Below are 20,502 nucleotides of genomic sequence, written 5' to 3' on the forward strand. Positions count from 1 at the left end.
GGGTCTGAGATCATGGTAAGGCAAGTTTACTCGGATCGACACTATCAACGCATACCCGCCACAAACTCACTGCTCTAGTCAGCAAACTTAGTCCCAAACCAATCCAATCGCCAGTGGCGAGAACGACACTCGCCTAGCCATATCAAACACACTGGATTTATCGAGTTTGAACTCAGAAAATCTGAGCTTTGGGCGACAGACAAGTATATTTACTCGCAATTCGCGATCGGAAAATCAAGTTAATATCTCTCCTTAACATGCCGGTCCCTCTTATTTTATGTTCAAAATGACCACGATACACCTCTTAAACTTGCATAAAAATATCCCGCTAAGAGTGCAAGAAAAACAACCGCAGTGTACAGAATATTCGCATGTCTGCTAGCTCTTTTAAGCTGAGCTTTCTTAGCCACCACTAAACCTACATATTTTCTGCGATATATAAACATCATCCAGAGGCAAGGCCAAATCAAAGCAAAGCTCCCTAATGCAAGGGAAAAACCAAGGACATTATTCGCATTATCGACCGTAATAAATAGGTTGTATAAATAGTCTTGTCCGGTAGTGTAAAAAATAAAATTATTCAGCCAAAAAACGATATTACAAATTAAAAACAAAATAAGGTAAAAAGGCGACCATAGCGCATACCTAGCAAAAATTACGTCTGTACTGAATTTGGACTGGTTGTAATTGAGTAATCCCTTGTAATACCCGCCAAGAAAAAATAAGTTCATCATAATCTAGCAATCTTTCGGCGAGATGAATGCGCTAAAATCGCGTATTCCAGGTCTTTGTGAATGTTCAATGGCATCTAAAATTTCGATTTGATTATTATCATAGATGAGTGAGCCGCCGGTCCAAGCACCCGAAAAGCTTGCGCCAACTGGGCCAGTATATCCAATAGCGGATGCACCAAGGTTTGCTGAATGCTGCAGTGACGGATCAGCTATCATGTCTACAACAGCATAGTTTGTACCGACCGCTCCAGTTATTTTCCCAATACGATCAAGATGAAGAACCCGAGCCCGCACTGTCTTTATGGTATTCGGGCTTGAACCATTACCAAAATAATCATCGCCGTATAGTTTCTTATGATGAACATCATACCCTTGACCTGTTTTCGTATTGTACAAATATCCTGACCGCATGGAGTAGGTTGATGCCCCCATACTAGAGAAGGCAACCCAATCGCCGCCTAGAAAGCCTCTAGAAACTAACTCTTGAGGTGACAGTTCAGCCATCGGTTCAGCATAAATAGTAGGTCTTAGCGGATATGGGGTGCTAGTGTCACCAATAGGCAAGCGGTCATTTAGTCCTTCAAAGAATGACTTACCCGAGCTTTGAATCTTGGAAATAACCCCTCCTGAAATTAGATTAAACGCTCTCATAGCCCCAAAGGTAACCACACCGACCCTAAAAATACTTAACACGCCTGTCCTTGTTATTTTTCATTGAACATAAATTTCTACCGGCTTTCTTTTAAAAGCTATTCTTGATCTGGAAATAAATCGTTATCGCCGAAAGCTTTGAAGTTCCTGCCATCCAGCAGCTTGGCAGTTTTTGGAGTAACATGTAAATCGCCTGTAACTTCGACCGGTTGTTGCCTTTTGTGGGCGCGGTGCGATTGCCAGTATTCGTCAATGGGTAATTCCACTGTGACGTTCTTTTGTCGGTCATTTACCATTGCATCAATAACAACGGTGCCGCTGTCTTCGTTAGGCTCATGAGTGAGCTTTATCACAAGACCAGAGATTGTCTTATTTGGTATTACATAGTTGTCTTTGTAGTACTCAGATGCTTTTTCCAAATAAGGTAATGCGTCTACTTCAAATCGGTGAGTAAGTTTAATTTCTTCTGATAGTTCTTCAGTTTGAGATAATGAGATCGAAATATTAATATTTCTACTTCTTTGATCGCCACTTAAACCAAGTATTGCATCACAAAGGTTTGCGCTGACGCCTTTCTCAACGGCAGAATCAAACGCAGTTAGGCTATTGGTTGACTTGAAGTCGTTGATAGACGAATCAATAGCTGTGAGACTTCTTGCAAGTGTTTTAGTGACTGACCGGGTTACACTAACTTTGTCGAAATCATTTTGATCTTGGGGGATAAGTTCGATAGGGGCAATTAAATTTACTATATAACTACCTCTTTCCGTTTGCCCCAGTCGGATGGTGTCAAGATAGTTCGCTATTTCCTCTGAAAGCTTTCCACCACCAAAATACTTTTTCTTACTGAAAGTGGACTTGGCAATTGATACAAAGAGTTCACGAGTTTTCTCAAATAGCCTTACACCATCATCAAGTGGTATTGAACCACTTTCAACATCGTCATGCGAAACACGGATTTTCACGACATCAGCATGGAAGTTGCTCAGTTCATCAAGTACTTCTTCAAACGCTCGTTTCTCAAAGTTGGTCAAACTCTCTACTAATTCGAAAACACGCTGTGAGTAATCACGAAATTTCTTTGTGAGCGGCTGTAGAAGCTCAAATGACTCGAATTCTTCTTCCGGTCGGTGCCATAAAGATATATTTTCATCAAGGCTACTTTCCGTCCAGCCGGAAGACCTCAAATAGTTTGCGATGCTATCTGGTTTTAATGAGTGGATCGAATCAACAAGATTGTCGGGGATCATATGAATTCCCTCTTACTTGCTTTCTCAATGAGATCGAGAAGCGATTCACTCGTTATCTTTTGGCTTGTGGGGATTTGCACCGTAACTTTGGATGTGTTTGATGTCTCAGGGAAGAAGCGCAGTGATTGCCAATAGCAGCAATATGACAAAGACATATTGTCCGAATTGATTGTGATCCACTCTTCTGGTTTGCTTGGGACAATCAGCACCATCAAATAGCGTGGGCTTGTAATATCTTCACCCCGCAAATCGTTATAGTTTTTAACGGGTAATTTAAATTTAAGCGAACCGTCTTTTTCTATATCTTGAGAAGTGCATTTAAGTTGAATTTCGATTTGTGGATTTCTTACTACTCTACCTGCTACGTTGAAATTATCGGCTGAAAGGCGTAAATCTACACTGTCTATATCTACGCGGTCTACAGACGGGTTCAAGCCAAGACGTGCGGCTATTGCCTCAATATAAGCAATACTAAATTGTTCTTTTCGTGCGCTAATTTCCATATTACTTAGTAGAGTAGATTGTTATTGTTAGAAAACGAGCCAGAAGTTAATTCTTATGTATGTATGTATTGATTTATAACTCGCTTAATAAACTGGGTTTTTGTTAAGTTCTCGGCTGCACAAATATTGTCCAGCTTGTCGGCTTCTTCACGATCAAGTACCACCTGAAGGCGTTTCTTCTCGCCTTTGGCGATTTGTTCCCGGTATCGTTGTTGTCGTTGTGTGGCGGTTTTATCCACGGTGAAGCCCCTAAGCTAAATCGCGTTATACTGTAACGGATTTGGGGGCTTTGGTCGAAGGGATTTTAAAGGCGGATTACTTACGGTTATTCTTGCGCCATTCCCACGGTGGCACACGCTCACTTTCGGGCAGTCGCCAAAACCCACGCTGTGCCGCCTTGGTGTCATTCTGAAGCTTTGGTTTCAGCGCACAATCTGGGACTATTACACGGGCATAAATCGCGGTTTTCAACCCACATCATCACGGCTAAAAGCCTTGATTTCTCTACGTTTCAGCCTTGAATCAGCATTAAGAGTGGTGCCCAGGAGAGGACTTGAACCTCCACGACCATACGGCCACTAGCACCTGAAGCTAGCGTGTCGACCAATTCCACCACCTGGGCAATTATCGTATCGTTGAACGAGCACGGACTAAGATTATATAGTGCCGACCGAGAGGCTAAAAGCGAAAGTTTTTAGATCGTTAAATGACGTGTAACAGCCCACGATTGCTTATGATTTTCAACCATCCATGTATAGCGTCAAACACCCGCTAGTCGCAGCTTTTAAGCCAAAATCAGGGGCTTACCATCGCTGACAAAATTTGACACCGCATAGGCAAAAGGTGTCCATTTGCAAATTCAAAACAAAGCTCAGATAATCCGCCAATAATAACAATCGACTAGTACCTGATTAGCTTAATCCATAGGTTCAATAAGCGGAACCGGGTTACCTACAAGCGTATAATCAGGCACGACCAGGGTAGTCTTTATGTCTCAAAACACAAACACTTTGTTACTATTTTTCGACCATGAAGATAGTCACAAAACATGCTTGCTTATGTTCCTTAAACTAAAAGAGGGAGATTTAGCTCAAGCACAATTATTTGCCAATCAATTTAAAATGAAGCTGCCTCGTCAATGGGGAGATTCTTGGTTTAATCAAAGAGTCACCGCGCAGCCGGACTTTATCCGCCTGGACTATGACAGCAGTACCTCAGAGGATCTACCACTAGAGATGCTGCACCCATTATTCAAGGCCGGCATGAAAGGTGCCGCGATTGAGGTGTTTAACGATCAAGTTGGCGAATACCATCGCGCGCACTTCGTCAGTGGCTCCATGGTCAACCCGAAATCGCTATTTAAACGCGTCGAACGCTCTATTGCCGTCATTGATTCTGAGTTTGCGGCGAGTCCTGAAGAGTTGCAGCAAGCCCCACTCGATAAGCCTATTTCAATCCGTCGCTTACTCCAGCAACGTGAGCAAGAGCAAGCTGATGCGCAAGAAATGGTGGCGTTAATGCGAGACTTAGGCAAAGCCGCCAAAGACACAGGAAGCTCGCCCGAAGAGCTTTTACGTTCATCACTGGTACTTCGAGCTGTGGGCAAGGGCCTATTGCAAGGCGGAATCTTCGGACTGGTCACCATTTTACTGTTTAAAGGTTTATGGTTGTGGGTTGGCTTAACCGTGATTCTGTTGGTCGGGCTTCCACTCCTTTACGTATCGCAAGTGATCACTGAGCTTGACGGCGAAATTGACATCGAAGATGAATTTCCCGAGGTCAGCCATGCTGACTGAAATCGAATGGTGGGGCGGAGTTTTATTCTTGTGGTGGGCGCTTTGTGTTTGGTTTTTACTCATCGCCACCAAATGGGTTAAGTACGGTTTTCAGTATGGCTACTCTGCGGGAGCTTTATTATTTACCGCGATTGTTTTAGCGCTGTTTTTCTATCCGCTCGACGCGCAGTGGGCGAAGTTCTTGTATGTTGGCGTTACCGCGCTGGCTGCCGTTTGTGTAGGGCTAGTCGGCTTTTATCCTGAGCACGATGATGCTATCGAGAGCCCTGACTCGATGCTGGAAATCACGATTGATGACATAGATCGCACTATAGTCGACACGGTCGAGCCAAACTCAACCGATAGCGACGACCCAGATGAAGAGGCCAAATATGAGTTAATTGGCAATCTGATATTGTTAACGCCACTTGGAATTATACTATTACTGGGCATTTTCAAGTGCTGGCAGCTATTCCAGTCAGTTTAAGCTATTCCAGTCAGTTTAAGCTAAGTCGCTACGTTGATGTTTTAGAATGGCAGCGAGTGCATTAAGTGCCCTGCTCGCGCATGGCTTTGTCGCGCTGGTCTAATTGTTCCTGCAAACTGTCTTCTACATTCTCAGCTTTTTTTAGTGCGTCTAATTGCGGCTCAATCGCTCGCTCCAGCGGGGTCGCCGAATCGGCTCGATCCGACTGTGCATCACAGCCAGTAAGAGCCGCCGCACCAACCAAACCAAGCCCTAAAAGAAAAATACGGATACGCGAAATCGTCGTACAATTTTGTGTTTGCTTCATCAAAGCCTCTCAAGTCGCCTATTTGATGTTGATTTATAAACATTACTTTTATTGCGAATCTAAAGAATAGACCGCCAAAAAACTGTAGCACATACCAACCGATTCTAATATGCCGAAAAACTGAGACGTCATAGCGCTTTTTGGTTAAAGTCGAGCCTCACCCTTTACCGGAACCGTTAGCACGGAACCGTAACGCCACGATATACCTTGTGATAGACGCCAATAAACAAAAAAATGCCTCGCGCTTTGTCCTCCTCACGGTATTTGCGTACTCCATGGGTTTCGGCATTATTATGCCAGTTCTGCCTGAGCTAATCGTCGAACTGGAAAATGTAACCCTGTCGGAAGCCACGTGGATCGGCGGACTCATTGCCGCTTCTTACGCGGTATTTCAATTTCTAATGGGGCCTTTAGTCGGCAATTTAGGCGACCGTTTCGGTCGGCGCCCTGTATTTTTACTATCATTGGCTGGCTTCAGTGTTGACTTCCTATTGATGGGCTTTGCACAGAATATTCTTTGGCTATTCATTGGTCGAGCGGTCGCCGGCGCGCTTGGCGCCATATTCGGTCCAGCCAACGCCGTGATGGCGGATATTTCCAGCGTCGAGGACCGAGCTAAGCGGTTTGGCTCCGTCGGTGCAGCATTCGGTATTGGCTTTATGGTTGGCCCCGCTCTTGGTGGTTTACTCGGCGAGTTTGGTACACGAACCCCGTTCTTTGTTGCCGCCGCACTGGCCGCAGTCACCTTTGTGTATGGCTGGTTCGCGTTTCCGGAAACCATGCCCGAGAGCTCCAGACGGAGCTTTTCATTACGCCGCGCCAATCCGGTTGGCGCATTACTTAGTCTACGTAAGTTGCCAGGAGTGCTAGGTATCGCCTTGATCTACTTCATTTGGGTTACCAGCACGAATATTTACCCAGTCAGCTGGGCCTACTTCGCGCCAATCAAATATGGCTGGGACAGCAAGATGGTGGGCCTGTCGTTAACCTTAGTCGGTGTTTCAATGGCGTTAGTTCAAGTGTTGCTGCTAGGGCGTATGGTCAAGCGGTTTGGTGAGCGCATCACAGCCATGATCGGATTATTAGCGGCGGCGGCGTCAATGCTTGCTTACGCATTCAATGACAGTGCCACGATTGCTTTGATGTTGTGCTTATTTATTGGTGTGCAAGCGATGGTTATGCCAAGCATCAACGCCATGATGTCAAAACGCACACCAACCGATGGCCAAGGCGAGCTGCAAGGTTTTAACGGTAGTTTAGCGGCATTGGCTGCACTAACCGCGCCACTCATTTACAATACCAGTCTGTCGTATTTTACTTCGGACGCAGTCGCCGTGGCATTCCCTGGCGCACCGTTTATTTTGTCCGCCGCTCTCGCTGGCATTGCGCTCGCTTCACTATGGTTGCTAAAACCAGCTGATGCAACGCCGCCACTCAATGCGGATACGTAGTAAAAAATCAGGCCCGCAATAATACAATTTTGACCAACTATCTGTTTTGGAGAATCGAATGAACTTTTTTTATGCGCCGCGAGTATTTGCCATTGGCGTAATACTGGCAATGACTTCTGCTGCTAGCGCGCAATCAGACACTAACCCGCCCGCCACGGTGGATGCCGATGTCATCGACACCGCCAGCCAGCTAATTGACACCGCATTAAACAGCTCACTCGGGTTTGACATTGTTGAATCACTCACCACTGAAGTCGGCCCTCGACTCGCCGGCTCTGAAGCCGAACAACGAGCTCGTGACTGGGGCGTAAAACTCGGCGAGAGCTTGAGTTTTGATCGCGTATCGGTAGAGCCATTCAGCATGCCATTTTGGGACCGAGGCGAATTGCAAATTGCATTAACCTCGCCCTATCAGCAAGCCTTATATGGAACTGCCTTAGGGGGATCGGGCACCAGCGACCAGCCGATTGACGCGCCAGTTGTTTATTTCCGATCGATTCACGACATCGAGACGGTTGAAGCCGGCTCGCTAAAAGGCAAAATTGCCTTTATCGACGGTGAATTCATGGTCAAGAGCCAGACCGGTGCGGGCTACGGCGAAGCCAACCATAAACGTCGAGTTGGCTGGCAACATGCCGAACGTGGCGGCGCACAAGCATTGGTGATCCGTTCGGTAGGGTCAGACTCACATCGCTTTCCGCACACCGGCATGATGAGCAGCAAAGAAGACCAATGGGCAACAATACCGGTAATCGCGGTATCCAACCCCGACGCCGATCATTTGCGTCGACTGCATGAACTGGGTCAAACCATGAGCATGCGCGTACATTCAACCGCTGGCTGGAAAGGCTCAGTATCCAGTGGCAATGTGGTATTCGACTTAGTCGGTCGCGACAAACCCGATGAAATTGTGCTGATCGGCGGTCACCTAGACAGCTGGGACCTCGGCACCGGAGCGGTGGATGACGGAGCTGGCGTTGCTATCACAACCGCTGCAGCGGAACTAATTGCGCGACTACCGCATCGACCACGACGCACGATTCGAGTCGTGCTGTTTGGTGCAGAAGAAGTTGGGCTGTTAGGCGCCAGAGCTTATGCCGAACAACATGCCGACGAGTTGGACCAACATGTACTGGCCACCGAGTCTGATTTCGGTGCTGGCACAATTTGGCAATTAGTCTCAAACGTCAATGCAGAAGCGAATCCGGTGATTGATGCAATTGGTCGCGTTATTCAACCATTAGGTATTGCCCGTGGTGGCAGCGACGTACCCGGCGGTGGACCTGACATTATTCCGATGGCCATGCAAGGCGTGCCGACCGTACGCTTAAATCAAAATGGTATGGACTACTTCGACCTACACCACACACCAGACGACACCTTAGACAAAATCAAACCGGCCGAACTAGCACAGAATATCGCTGCCTACGCCGCCTTGGTTTATATTGCCGCCGAAACCGATGTTGAATTCCGCACTAAAAAAGACGAGCCGGAAGCAAGCACCGCCGACGAATAGATAATCGCGCTGGCTAGCTATTTGAACTCGATGTAATCCACATCGAGTTCAAATTGTCCGGCGACTTTATCATTAGAAATTAGGCCAACACGAATAGTATGGCGCAATGCCTGCTCGGTTAGCCGACCCGCCAAACGCTCTCCCAACCGCACTTCCATAAATTCATCGAACGCAATGGTATCGGTATGCCATTCACCGTCTCGATGCGGTAACACTGCTTTAAAACGCGGTTTGAAATATTCGGCATGTTGATTTAACGTAAGCGCAAATGACTGCCCACTGGCACGATAGCGGATCGTCACCATTTGGAATTTTGACAAATCATAATCTGCGGTCGGGCTACGCAGTGAGGCAAACCCTCCATTATTCTGCAGCGATACCAACCCACTAAATTGCAGGTGATCGGCACTAACAGTAAGTTGCCCCGTCGACTCCCCGCCCATAACCTGATCAAACACCGGACGCCAATCGAGCACACCTTGTTCAGCACCAAAATCGAACCTCATTCGCTTCACCACATCGGCCTATGTTGATACGTTGTATGTCATTGTTAGACACCTTAATTATCTTTACTATACATAGCCACTTGCAGGGCGGTGTCAACCGAACGACGGTTTACCCAAACCAATGCCCACACACGGCTATATAGATGTAGTTAGCCGATCTAATGTTAGTCAACACCATGAAATCAACTCGAGGAGCAACACGATGATCATTGTATGGGGCGCAATTGAAGCCAGCGAACAGAATCTTGCTGAATTGCTAGCACTTAGCTTAGCGCACGTGCGGCGCTCGCGGCTTGAGCCGGGCTGTATTCAGCACAGTGTCCAAATTGACGCGGAGAATCCACATCGCATTGTGTTTTACGAAGAGTGGCAAGATACCGCCGCCTTGCAAACACACTTCGCCGTGCCTGCCTCTAACGACTTTGTACGTCAACTAAGAGCACTATGCCAAACAACGCCAGAGATGAAAATTTACCGCGCCGAGCCAGTCGAGATGTAAGCTAAGGCCGACTAGCGCTCGAATGAATCCAAGCTCACAATAAGTTGCGCGGCATTGCCCTTCCACTTTAACGGCAACACATAAGACAAACGGGCTTGATTCAAATTGTGCTTATCTATTTCACCAATGATCACCTGCGGTGGCGAGATATGAAATTCTGGACCTAATTCGCGGCGCGCATTACCGGCAATGGTATTGGCAACTTCGCCGACTAAGTCCGCTAGATACGTTTCCGTAAACGATGATTCGCCAAGACTTAGTAACACATACTTCAACAGCGATCGCGACGAGGAAAAGAACACAAACCCCGTGGTCTGACCGGTAATCGAAATCATTCCAGTTAAATCAAGCCCAAGGCTCTCGCGATTTCGCACTAGGTATGGCGCACCTAATTGTAATGCTTCTGAATCTTTACTGAGGTGTTCAAAGTAGCGACGCACGCCAGCCAAGAAAAGTTCAATCTGTTGTTGGTCTCGCATTATCGGCGCCCCACTGCGAGCACACGCTCAATCGCACTGCATAACTCATCTTCGGTGAACGGCTTGCACAAAAAACCGTTAGCACCATAGGTTAGTGCATCAATAGCCGTTGCTTTGTCCGACAAGGCAGAGATCACTAAGATATACGCCTGCGGCAACATTTTAACCAGCGACTGAATGCACTCAACACCACCCATATGTGGCATGGTTAAATCCATGGTGATCAAGTCAGGCTGCTCGGCCTGAGCCAGTTTAAGCGCTTGATGGCCATTTTCAGCACGCGATATTTTTTCAAATCGGGTTAGCAAGCCACGATTGATCTTGTTTCGAATAACCAATGAGTCATCCACAATTAGTAGTTTCAATGCGAACTCCGCTAAGCAACCTGTGCCGCGAGCAGACCATTTGTGGACGGCTCGGAGGACCAAGTAAAGGTAAACACAAACTGCGAAAACTCATCCGCTACCGAACGCACCTTCAAACGCGCACCAAGCTCTTTTGACAATTGCCAAACCAGCGGCAAGCCCATTCCTCGCCCCGACAACGAATCGACCACCTCTCGTGTACTAAAGCGGCTACTAAACGCCCACTTTATCAACTCACTATTCGACAAGCTAAGAACAGCCTCCGGCGCAACATCACCTTGTTTGATTAGCTGCTCGCGGATCAACGCATAATCGAAACCACGACCGTCATCTTCAATCACAAAGCGATATCGACCGTGCCCATCATGACTAAGCGCTAAGTCGATACGCCCAGTGGCTGGTTTGCAGACCATCAAACGATCGGGTTTTGCTTCAAGCCCATGCGCAATACTGTTACGAATCAATTGGACCGCGATCGGGTAAAGTTTGTTTTCAAGCTCGATATCGAGAGCTTGATCAAACCCTCGAAAATTCACCAAAACATCTACGTCACGTGGTTTAGCAAACGCTTTCGCCATAGACGTCAAGCCACGCCATCGCTCATTGATCGCGGGCTGATGCACGGTGTCATCATGCCTTGCATCAAGCCGCTCATATTGAATGCCATAATTCTTTAAGCGGGAGCAGAAGTCCTCGATCAACTCGACCTGCTCTACCAACTGCTTAAGCTCAACAGTTAATGGCAGAATGTCTTCGCCAGACAACGGCCGACGGTTCGCAGTCTTAAGTAGCAGCGCCACATTATCTTCAAATAAATGCACACGATCGCCCACCAATTTCAGCCCAATTGCTTGTGCGTCGCCTTTCACCTTATGTGCGGTTTGCATGATCTGCTCTAAACTATGCGGGTCACTATCGTCTTGCTTGCGGTGAGCTTTGAGCACTTGATTAATACTGGAAAATGACTCAAGACTTTGATCGATAAAGCCTTGTAACTCAGCCGCCCGAATCGGCAACACCTGCGAGAACATAGCTAACTCGCCCTGCACTCGGCTTTCACTTTGCTCGGCTTGTTCGCGCAACAAGATTGAGTCGGTTATATCCTGCACCGTCACCAGTAATACCTCGCTGCCGTCGTCTTGCTGCAACGGAGAAAATGTGAAATCCAAATATTTTTCGACTAGTTTTCCATCGGCATGGGTAATCGAGGTTTTAACCCCTTTGAGTGGATTGATGTCGGCGATCAAATCAGGGCTTACGTGATCCTTAAAAAACAATGCAACATAATCCAATGCGTTGCGTGCCATTTTGTCAGACACATAGTGGCGTAAAAACCCGCCGAGGCGTCGACCGGAAATCCGCTCAGTAGCAAATATTTCAGCTACTCGTGAAGAATATTGTTGGCCAATTCGAAACTGCTTATCAACTAAGAATACGCCATCATCAATACTGGCTAAAATTTGTTCCGATTCCTGTTGTTTAAGTTCGAGACGTCGGTCACGCGTTCGCAACTGCTTAAGAAAGTGAAATAGAATCACAAAAAAATTGATCGTCGCTAAACTAATCCCCACTACCTGTGCACGCCGCAACAACGTCGTTTGAGACTCAGCTTGATGACTAAAGTGATCGGTTAACGCGGTCATCAGTTTGAACAGCTCAAGGTTGTGTCGGGCGATAAACTCAGATGCCGGTAAAATCTCTTGATCAGTAATAAGAGTATCAACCATTAATGGCGCTAACACTGCATCAAACCCCGTCCATAGTTGATTAGTTGCTGCGAGGAGTCGCTGCCCTTCACTGCTAACAACGGCATCAATCTGAATTAATTCCCCAGTCTCCGGCGAGCTTGTGGCACCGCCGTTAGTGAGCGCGTCAAGCGTTTCGCCAAACGTTCGATAATGCTCTCGTAATTCCTCCAATCCGGTTTGATACACCCATTGTTGCAGCTTTTGTGACTTGATATACAGCGTCGCTTTCGACATCTGTTGGCTCAAAGTACTCTGGCGTGCCGCCAAATTAATGAGTTCCGTTTGTTGCGCGATTTTTCCTGAGGTATAAAAGTTCAATACCAATACACCTAAGTCAAAAATCAAAAACAGCGCAATCGATACAACAAGAAAACGGTATTTACCGAATAGGTTTAACAACACTACGTACTACCCCTGCCACGGACGTGACGATACCCAAGCCAAAAGACCAATCTTGGGGGGATTCTCGATGCTTTACATGACAAGTGTATGACGGCGCGCAGACAACTCGGAAAATAGCCAGCAACAATCGAAGCGTGGATCCTAATTACTGTCGATTAATCCGTCGCCGCGGGCTGACAACGCCTTGGTTCGCTTTGGAGGCTCGAAAAGGGCAAATATCCAGACCTCCACGGCGCGTATACAGTGCTTGCACCGCAAGCCTGCTTGGCTGGCACACATTCAAAATATCCATATAAATTCGCTCCACACACTGTTCGTGAAACTCATTATGTAAGCGAAACGAAACCAAATAGCGCAATAATGACTCATGATCTATCGGCGCGCCCTGATATTCGATGATAACGCTGGCCCAATCTGGCTGATTGGTAATCAGGCAGTTAGACTTCAATAAATGACTGTGCAGCGTTTCGCTAACCACCGCGTCAGACTCGCGCAACCTCAGCACATTAGGTGCCAATTGGTACGCATCAATATCGATGTCTAATTCATCAATACACTTACCCGGCAACGGCATGGTGACCAGCGTTTGAACATCATCAGGAGCAATCAGCTCGACCGTGACAGGGCCGACCGCGACATTAGCCAGGTCTCGCAGCAGTGCTTCACGTACCGCAGCATGCGATTCAAAGCGTGATTGGTTAAAACTATTTAAATAGAGTTTGAACGATTTCGATTCCACCAAGTTCACGGTACTCGCAGCAAAGCTAAATCGTGCGAGCGCGACAATCGGCTTACCTCGAGGATTCAACCAAGACAGCTCATAGGCGTGCCATACATCTTCGCCAGCAAACGGCTGCTCTTCAACCACACCCAGTTCCTGACGATTCAACTGCCGTGGCACAGCCTGCAGCAAGCTCGGCGTGTACGCAGAGACATAGGCGGTAGCTTGCCCCAGCGTAAGAGCGTTGAGCTCAGGTTTATCGGAATATTGAGTCATCAGTGGCGTCTATTGTGATTGCTGCACTAAGCTATGCTGTCGCCGACTAAACCGGCGCAACAGCTTGCATTAACAGCCCACATAACCACGCACCATAAGTACCTAGCACATAGCCAAACACGGCTAACAACACACCTACTGGCGCCAGTGCCGGATGAAATGCCGCGGCCAACACCGGTGCTGAGGCCGCGCCACCGATATTCGCTTTGCTGCCAATTGCGAGAAAGAAGTACGGTGCGCGAATTAATTTCGCCATCACGACCAGCAATATAATATGGATTAGCATCCAGATACCACCAACCAAAAACAAGCCTGGGTAATCTGCAAGCGTGCGGATATCCATTTTCATACCAATGGTAGCAACCAGAATAAAGATAAACACTGTGCCAATTTTCGATGCCCCAGCTCCTTCATAGCTGCGCACTTTAGTGAACGATAAGATAACGCCAATCGTCGTTGCGATAACAATTAACCAGAAAAACTTTGAAGTAAGGCTGAATTTTTTCAGCCCCGGCGCAGTAGCTTCTAAGTAAGGTGCAATAAGATCGGCACAAAAGTGCGAGAATGCCGTGGCCGCAAACGCAATGCCCAACATCACCATCAAATCGCTAGCACTCGGATTACGCTCAATGCTTTTACCGAAAGCTTCCATTTTGGTTTGGAGGTGAGTAACCGAACTTGAATCAGCTTTAAAGAACTTATCAATCTTGTCCTTCTTACCGATACCGATTAACAACAGCGCCATCCACACTTCAGCCACGATGATGTCAACGGTAATCATGATGCCAAATAAACTGTTGGACGGACTAAACACCTCATACATGGCTGCTTGGTTTGCACCACCGCCAATCCAGCTGCCCGCTACTGTTGTCATGCCACGCCAGACCGCTTCCGGGCCGGCACCGCCAACTAACTCGGGGTTGACCATTGATACCAATAGGATCGCGAGCGGCCCACCAATAATTACCCCAACAGTACCGGTCAAGAACATCACCACCGGTTTGTATCCCAAACGTGCTATTTCTTTGAGATCGACACTCAGCGTTAGGAGAATTAAACACGCCGGTAGTAAATATCGCGAGGCCACAAAATACAGCTGCGAATGCTCACCATCGACAATGCCGAAAGTGTAAAGCAATGACGGTAAAAAGTAGCACAGCAGCAGCATCGGCACGATGCTGTAAAACTTTGTAAGTTTCGAGTTGGCGCTATTCGAGGTCCAAAATACGAAGGCGAGAATAGCCATCAACAGGCCAAATACCACCGCATCGTTGGTGATTAATGCATTAGAAGTTTCCATCGGCGTATCCTATCAGCGCGACTATCGCCGCACAATTTTTATCGTAGTAACAATTAGCGAGGCAAAACAGCGTACATCTCTAGGCGCGAGATGAACGGCGGCGCCAAACAATGAGCGCAGCAGCCATTAGTAGCTGCACTGCGCCGTACAACAAAATCGCCAGAAAAACCTGATCTCCAAGCGAATTGTCAGCACCGACAACAATCGGAAATAACGATGCTTTAAGCAATACAGCCAGATTAATGTTGCGCACAATTAATTCCATTTCTATCGCCGTTTGGTCCGACTCGGAAAAACCTATCAGCTCGCCAACCAACCAAGTCACCAGCGCGATCACGGCAAAAAAGCCCAATAGCAAGAGTGTATTGGATTGTCCAAAAGCGTCTAGATCTAAGCGACCGGCAGACGACGAACCGATCACGATTAGTAGAATCGCTAGTATCGAAGCGCGGATACACCACTTAGATATCCAAGCCGCGTAGTGCGGCAGAGCTTTGAGAATTACCATGCCCATACACAGCGGCAACAACAACGTAAAACCAATTTCTTTTATGATCTGCTCGGTAGGCATACTAAAGCCTGGCGGGAGGTGTTCGGTGACCAGAATCGATAGAATCAACGGCGTGGTGATCAGACAGGCTAGCGTGGTAATACCAGTAATTGAAATCGAAAGCGGCGCGTTACCGCGTGCCATATAAGTGAATATATTAGAAGTCGTACCGCCCGGTATCGAAGCAATAAGCGCAATGCCAACCGCTATTCCCGCCGTCTGTGCACCGGCCTCGATGAACATAAACGCAATCGCCGGCACCAGTAACAACTGCATCAGCGTACCCGAAGTCACTGACTTAGGTTCTCGCAATACATCTTTGAAATCACTAACAGACAACGTTGCGCCCATGCCAAGCATGGCAAACACTAATTGAAACGCAGCCAACCCATATTCATACTTTAAAAACAACTCACCCATTAATCGCCTCTCAGCCCGAATAATCCAAGACACGTTTATACCATTGATCAAGCTTGCGAGTTAATCGTAATCGTCTTGCTAGCTCGCAGACAAATATGGCAAGCCTTGTGTTACAAGTGATACCAAGCTGGGCAAATGAAATTATTTTGAAAGCGCTTAACGTGGCATACGTTATTATTCATTCTGTCGCGCGCACTGCTCAGCCTCATAGGTTCACATGTCCACACTGTTACCGTTAGTCTCCAGCCCATTCTACAGTTATGAGTTCCCAACGCGGCATCGATTTCCAATGCAAAAGTTTCGCTATCTAGTCGAACATCTAAAGCAACAAAAAATCCTTAGTAGCCACAACTTATACCGACCTGGCAGAGCACGACTAGACGTGTTACAGCAGGCGCATAGCGAGCAATACTTAAATGACTTTATCCACGGCAACTTGTGCGACAAGCAACTTCGGCGTTTGGGGCTACCGTGGTCACCAGGCTTGGTGACACGCACGTTGATCTCACCAAACGGCACGTTGCTAACTGCACAGCTTGCCTTACGCCACGGAATTGCCTGTCACCTTGCCGGCGGCACACACCATGCCCACCGAGACTTCGGCTCAGGGTATTGTGTATTGAACGACCTTGCAGTTGCCGCCTTAACATTAGTCGCGCAGAAAAAAGTCCAACGAGTGCTAATCTTTGATTGTGATGTCCACCAAGGCGACGGCACGGCTAGCATCTTGCAAAACACGCCAGAAGTCACAACGTGCTCGATCCATTGCGAGAAGAATTTCCCTGCACGCAAACAAGTGAGCGACATAGATGTGGGTCTGCTACCTGAGGTATCTGACGATGCGTATATGCAAGCGGTTTGCGACACCCTGTTGCTAGCCATATCGCAAACTCAACCTGACTTGATTTTATACGATGCGGGGGTCGATATATTTTGTGATGACCCACTCGGCTTGCTGAACGTTAGCGAGTTAGGCATTCGTCGCAGAGATGCATTTGTATTGCAGACCGCGATGGCCGCCAACATTCCCATCGCCACGGTTATTGGTGGCGGCTATGATGACGACGAAGTCGCACTCGCTCGACGCCATGCCATTGTCGTCGAAGAAGCCCATCGTTTGCGCTCAAGCTAAGCAGATTGAGGCTAAGATAGCGCCTACCGCTTGGATAGTTTGATCAAAACTAAGTACCACTGCGTATCAATCTAGTCTTCATCGCCATAAACAAATAAGTACCAAAGTAGAAAAACCGTCGCCAACCTAGGGGCTTGCCATCGATTCGATATTCTCGCAAAAGCATGTGGATTTTCTGAGCCATCTTGAGCTTTGACGCAGAGAGCGAATCCGAGCGACGTCGATAGTAGACCAATCGGTTGGTAAGAATAGCGCTTGAAAAGGAAGTTTGTTGATGCAAATACAACCACATTAAGTAATCTTCGATTGCACTATAACGTGGCGCCTCATTGAATCTAAGCTCCCCAATATCGCTGGTTCGCATCAATGCACTTGATGTTGTTACATTATTCTTCCTCAGCAAGCGCGCATGCGAATTCCACTCAACAGTCAATGCGCTAACGTGAGGCGGCATTTGAACAGCAAAAGTACCTACGAACGCCTGATGCTCAGTTGAAACAAACGAGAGCCCGTGTTTATGTAATACCGCTAGCTGCAGCAATAATTTATCAGGATGCCAGATATCGTCGGCATCAAGGAACGCCAAATACTCTCCTTTTGCATGCCTCATACCTAAATTTCTAGGCGCGGCTGGCCCACCTGAATTTGATGTCATCGCTAGCACCAGCACTCGTGTGTCGCGCGCAGCAAATGCTCGAATGATATCCGCGGTTTGGTCATTGGACCCGTCATCAATCACGATAAGTTCAAGGTTAGCATGAGTTTGAGTTAACACCGACTCCAACGACTCTGCGATATGAGCCGCCGCGTTCCAAGCTGGAACAATCACACTAACTAGATCATTATTCATAATGTTTTTGGCCGTATGACCATAGTATTAGAACCATGTTTTCGAGCCAATCAATAAACCACAAAACCTTAATGTCGAAAGAGTATCATTGAAATTAATATTTGACAGAATTCATCGCTCAAATCAACTTTGATCAAACTGCACACTCCAATTATGAAAAAAATTCTAGTCGTTGTTTCTCTGTTGTTAGCCGTTTCAGCCTGCACACAGGAAACTCAAAACAAATTCGGCCGCGCGATCCAAAACTGGACTGGCACAGACGGCGTGCTCGAGATATATGCTGGCGAGCGACTCGTGCGTCGATTTATGGAAATTGACAAACTATCTACCGCTATTTCGACCAAAGGTGAGAGCCCGCGCCCCTATCGATTTGGATACGGCGTGTTAGACGCCAACCTTAACGGCAAGGTCGATAACGGCGAAGGGAAAGTCTATTTCGAGTTCAGCGATTACTCAACGTCTTATGTGTTTTTCGAAAAGCCCAAAAACTCAGCGCTCTGAAATACCCCCGCACGCGGACCAAATCCAAATAAATTCATTAGAGTGCTCGCACACGGTGGTCAATTGAAACGGAGTTGACTATCATATACGGCCTTTTATTCGACCCTCCTGTCGAGAGCGACCATTCACCATGGCCAAAGTACACATTATCATGGGCTCACAGTCTGACTGGCCTACTATGCAATTTGCCACTAAGCCGCTAGACGACTTGGGCGTTGAATACGAGACTAGCGTGGTGTCAGCTCACCGAACACCTGACCGCTTAGTCGAGTTCGCTAAATCTGCCGAAGACAATGGCATTGAGGTGATTATCGCCGGTGCTGGCGGAGCCGCACATTTGCCCGGAATGGCGGCAGCAATGACGTGGATTCCAGTAGTTGCGGTACCGGTTAAGTCGGCGAGCCTAAATGGCCTTGATAGCCTATTATCCATTGTGCAAATGCCCAAAGGCGTGGCCGTAGCGACGCAAGCAATTGGTAATTCCGGCGCATTTAATGCCGGTCTTATGGCAGCACAAATCCTAGCCGTGTCGGATACCGAGCTACGCAACAAGTTGAAAGATTGGCGTCTAGCGCAAACTGAATCAGTCCCCACCGCAGTCGAGTAATTATGTCAGTTGTTATTCTTGGGAGCGGCCAGCTCGCCAAAATGTTGGCAGAAGCGGGCACTAAACTGAATTTGCCGAGCGTTTTCGTAATTACGCCAGAAATATCTACCGACCCAGTAGCAGGTCTCGGCGAGGTCCTCAGACATGAGTCTTCGGCGGACGCCGCGACCCTTTTAGCCGAACTGGATAGCGTCGATGCAGTAACCGTTGAAACCGAGAACACCAGCAGCGAGCTACTTGCCCTACTCAGTACAAATTACCCGGTTCGCCCTAATACAGCCAGTGTAGTGGCTTGTCAAAATCGTGAGAACGAGCGGCAACTACTTGACGATTTAGCGATTCCCACCGCACCACATCAAGTTGCGCGCAACAACGATGAATTCGTCGCGGCAGTAGCTTCGATTGGATTTCCTCTGGTAATTAAAACTCTAACAGAAGGGTATGACGGCAGAGGCCAATGGGTTATTGATGATGCCGAGCAGTGGCGAGACTTCAATAAAGCCAGCGTGACGCTACCGGTTCTGGTTGAGGAAAAAATTCATTTCGCCCGCGAAGTATCACTCGTCGGCGTTCGCAGCATTGATGGCAGCATGCAATTTTACCCGCTAGCCGAAAATGTTCACGTAGGTGGCATCTTAATCGCGTCATTCGCACCAGCGTCAAACGTGTCCGAAGCATTACAGCAGCAGGCACATGACAATTTGTCAAAAATCATGACTCACCTCGACTATGTTGGAGTGATGGCAATGGAATGTTTTGAAACCGAGCAAGGCTTGCTGGTTAATGAGCTAGCGCCACGGGTACACAACAGCGGCCACTGGACGCTCGACAGCAATGTCACCAGCCAATTCGAGAACCACATGCGTGCAATCACGGGGCTACCATTAGGCACTACCGACGCCGATGGCCCGACGCTGATGTTGAATATTCTAGGAGAAATCCCTGACGGTGTGCGCGACGAGAAGTGTCAATTCCAACTTTATGACTATCAAAAAACCGCGCGCGCCGGGCGCAAGGTCGGTCATTTAAACCTGCGCTACGCAAACGCAGCCGCGCTATTAAATGCCCTACAACAACTCGAAACTGTTTGGAAAAACCCATTTATCCAACAGCTGATCGCCCAATTAGAAGACTAACGGTCAAGGATTCATAGGCTTACGCGTCGACGCAAATTGGCGCGCCACTTATGACTTAAACACAGGATCAAAAATAGTGGCTTTCATCGCCACTGAATTAGCGTAAAATCACGCCCCAATAGATTGTTTGTTTAGCCATAAGAAGTGTAGGGGAATACTCGAGCCATAGCGCTTGCGATGCCTGATTTGTGATCGCCAAATAACAACTAGATAGCAGTCAAAACGCTAGCAAGCTTTGATTTTGGTGGCAAGCTAGCCGCTGACGATGAAATGACGCCCGCAGGATGTTGACGTCAAATTAGGGTCATATAAACGGATGTATCATAAATAAAGAAG

The 20,502-nt window shown here is 47.5% G+C and carries 22 protein-coding genes and 1 tRNA gene; 9 read left to right on the forward strand and 14 right to left on the reverse strand.

Features of this window, described 5'->3' with window-relative positions:
- Positions 1 to 737: 737 nt before the first annotated feature.
- The 5 genes from DFR28_RS11440 to DFR28_RS11460 form a co-directional block, all read right to left on the reverse strand.
- Positions 738 to 1,427, reverse strand: a complete 690-nt coding sequence (locus DFR28_RS11440; protein WP_211316965.1) for a hypothetical protein — start codon at positions 1,425 to 1,427, stop codon at positions 738 to 740.
- 56 nt (positions 1,428 to 1,483) lie between these two features.
- Positions 1,484 to 2,635 carry a hypothetical protein gene (locus DFR28_RS11445; protein WP_113954440.1) on the reverse strand — a complete coding sequence of 384 codons (1,152 nt, stop codon included), beginning with the start codon at positions 2,633 to 2,635 and terminating at the stop codon, positions 1,484 to 1,486.
- Positions 2,632 to 3,138: a DUF4365 domain-containing protein gene (locus DFR28_RS11450; protein ID WP_113954441.1), complete on the reverse strand. Its 507-nt coding sequence runs from the start codon at positions 3,136 to 3,138 to the stop codon at positions 2,632 to 2,634. Before DFR28_RS11450 ends, DFR28_RS11445 begins: the two co-directional genes overlap by 4 nt.
- 53 nt (positions 3,139 to 3,191) lie before the next feature.
- A complete protein-coding gene (locus DFR28_RS11455) occupies positions 3,192 to 3,377 on the reverse strand; it encodes a ribbon-helix-helix protein, CopG family (RefSeq protein ID WP_113954442.1) in 186 nt (61 codons plus the stop codon).
- A gap of 296 nt (positions 3,378 to 3,673) precedes the next feature.
- Positions 3,674 to 3,760, reverse strand: a tRNA-Leu gene (locus DFR28_RS11460).
- Between the two features lie 367 nt (positions 3,761 to 4,127).
- On the opposite strand from DFR28_RS11460, the gene DFR28_RS11465 reads away from it, so the two are divergent.
- A complete protein-coding gene (locus DFR28_RS11465; RefSeq protein ID WP_113954443.1) occupies positions 4,128 to 4,934 on the forward strand; it encodes a hypothetical protein in 807 nt (268 codons plus the stop codon).
- Positions 4,924 to 5,400 (forward strand): hypothetical protein, encoded by a 477-nt coding sequence (locus tag DFR28_RS11470; protein ID WP_113954444.1) that lies wholly within the window; start codon positions 4,924 to 4,926, stop codon positions 5,398 to 5,400. Before DFR28_RS11465 ends, DFR28_RS11470 begins: the two co-directional genes overlap by 11 nt.
- 61 nt (positions 5,401 to 5,461) lie before the next feature.
- Here the strand turns inward: DFR28_RS11470 and DFR28_RS11475 are convergent, their stop codons facing one another.
- Positions 5,462 to 5,707: a hypothetical protein gene (locus DFR28_RS11475; RefSeq protein WP_113954445.1), complete on the reverse strand. Its 246-nt coding sequence runs from the start codon at positions 5,705 to 5,707 to the stop codon at positions 5,462 to 5,464.
- 209 nt (positions 5,708 to 5,916) lie between these two features.
- On the opposite strand from DFR28_RS11475, the gene DFR28_RS11480 reads away from it, so the two are divergent.
- Together DFR28_RS11480 and DFR28_RS11485 are read left to right on the forward strand one after the other, a co-directional pair.
- Complete coding sequence (locus tag DFR28_RS11480; protein WP_211316966.1) at positions 5,917 to 7,158, forward strand: MFS transporter; 1,242 nt, start codon at positions 5,917 to 5,919, stop codon at positions 7,156 to 7,158.
- Between the two features lie 58 nt (positions 7,159 to 7,216).
- Positions 7,217 to 8,674: a M20/M25/M40 family metallo-hydrolase gene (locus tag DFR28_RS11485; RefSeq protein ID WP_211316967.1), complete on the forward strand. Its 1,458-nt coding sequence runs from the start codon at positions 7,217 to 7,219 to the stop codon at positions 8,672 to 8,674.
- A gap of 17 nt (positions 8,675 to 8,691) precedes the next feature.
- On the opposite strand, the gene DFR28_RS11490 is transcribed toward DFR28_RS11485, so the two are convergent.
- Positions 8,692 to 9,180: a CIA30 family protein gene (locus DFR28_RS11490; protein ID WP_113954447.1), complete on the reverse strand. Its 489-nt coding sequence runs from the start codon at positions 9,178 to 9,180 to the stop codon at positions 8,692 to 8,694.
- A 202-nt stretch (positions 9,181 to 9,382) separates the two neighbouring features.
- Here DFR28_RS11490 and DFR28_RS11495 point away from each other — a divergent pair, with 202 nt between their 5' ends.
- On the forward strand, positions 9,383 to 9,679 hold the full coding sequence (locus DFR28_RS11495; RefSeq protein WP_113954448.1) for a putative quinol monooxygenase: 297 nt from the start codon (positions 9,383 to 9,385) through the stop codon (positions 9,677 to 9,679).
- A gap of 11 nt (positions 9,680 to 9,690) precedes the next feature.
- Here the strand turns inward: DFR28_RS11495 and DFR28_RS11500 are convergent, their stop codons facing one another.
- The 6 genes from DFR28_RS11500 to DFR28_RS11525 all read right to left on the reverse strand — a co-directional run bounded on the left by DFR28_RS11500 (position 9,691) and on the right by DFR28_RS11525 (position 15,940).
- Entirely contained in the window at positions 9,691 to 10,158 is a 468-nt protein-coding gene (locus DFR28_RS11500) for a chemotaxis protein CheX (RefSeq protein ID WP_113954449.1), read from the reverse strand.
- Entirely contained in the window at positions 10,158 to 10,523 is a 366-nt protein-coding gene (locus DFR28_RS11505) for a response regulator (protein WP_113954450.1), read from the reverse strand. Before DFR28_RS11505 ends, DFR28_RS11500 begins: the two co-directional genes overlap by 1 nt.
- An 11-nt stretch (positions 10,524 to 10,534) precedes the next feature.
- Positions 10,535 to 12,673 carry an ATP-binding protein gene (locus DFR28_RS11510; protein ID WP_113954451.1) on the reverse strand — a complete coding sequence of 713 codons (2,139 nt, stop codon included), beginning with the start codon at positions 12,671 to 12,673 and terminating at the stop codon, positions 10,535 to 10,537.
- 145 nt (positions 12,674 to 12,818) lie between these two features.
- Positions 12,819 to 13,670, reverse strand: a complete 852-nt coding sequence (queF, locus tag DFR28_RS11515) for an NADPH-dependent 7-cyano-7-deazaguanine reductase QueF (protein WP_113954452.1) — start codon at positions 13,668 to 13,670, stop codon at positions 12,819 to 12,821.
- A 46-nt stretch (positions 13,671 to 13,716) separates the two neighbouring features.
- Positions 13,717 to 14,970, reverse strand: coding sequence for a DUF819 family protein (locus DFR28_RS11520; protein ID WP_113954453.1), 1,254 nt, complete (start codon positions 14,968 to 14,970; stop codon positions 13,717 to 13,719).
- Between the two features lie 79 nt (positions 14,971 to 15,049).
- Positions 15,050 to 15,940, reverse strand: coding sequence for a bile acid:sodium symporter family protein (locus DFR28_RS11525; protein ID WP_113954454.1), 891 nt, complete (start codon positions 15,938 to 15,940; stop codon positions 15,050 to 15,052).
- A gap of 217 nt (positions 15,941 to 16,157) precedes the next feature.
- Between DFR28_RS11525 and DFR28_RS11530 the strand changes: the two genes are divergently transcribed.
- Complete coding sequence (locus DFR28_RS11530) at positions 16,158 to 17,072, forward strand: histone deacetylase family protein (protein WP_211316968.1); 915 nt, start codon at positions 16,158 to 16,160, stop codon at positions 17,070 to 17,072.
- A 49-nt stretch (positions 17,073 to 17,121) separates the two neighbouring features.
- Here the strand turns inward: DFR28_RS11530 and DFR28_RS11535 are convergent, their stop codons facing one another.
- Complete coding sequence (locus DFR28_RS11535; protein WP_113954456.1) at positions 17,122 to 17,922, reverse strand: glycosyltransferase family 2 protein; 801 nt, start codon at positions 17,920 to 17,922, stop codon at positions 17,122 to 17,124.
- Between the two features lie 153 nt (positions 17,923 to 18,075).
- Here DFR28_RS11535 and DFR28_RS11540 point away from each other — a divergent pair, with 153 nt between their 5' ends.
- The 3 genes from DFR28_RS11540 (at position 18,076) to DFR28_RS11550 (ending at position 20,166) form a co-directional block, all read left to right on the forward strand.
- A complete protein-coding gene (locus tag DFR28_RS11540) occupies positions 18,076 to 18,423 on the forward strand; it encodes a hypothetical protein (RefSeq protein WP_113954457.1) in 348 nt (115 codons plus the stop codon).
- Positions 18,424 to 18,553: 130 nt separating this feature from the next.
- Positions 18,554 to 19,030, forward strand: coding sequence for a 5-(carboxyamino)imidazole ribonucleotide mutase (gene purE / locus DFR28_RS11545; RefSeq protein ID WP_113954458.1), 477 nt, complete (start codon positions 18,554 to 18,556; stop codon positions 19,028 to 19,030).
- A 2-nt stretch (positions 19,031 to 19,032) separates the two neighbouring features.
- Complete coding sequence (locus tag DFR28_RS11550) at positions 19,033 to 20,166, forward strand: 5-(carboxyamino)imidazole ribonucleotide synthase (RefSeq protein WP_113954459.1); 1,134 nt, start codon at positions 19,033 to 19,035, stop codon at positions 20,164 to 20,166.
- Positions 20,167 to 20,502: the final 336 nt, after the last annotated feature.

This window comes from Arenicella xantha (assembly GCF_003315245.1).
Lineage (GTDB): Bacteria > Pseudomonadota > Gammaproteobacteria > Arenicellales > Arenicellaceae > Arenicella > Arenicella xantha.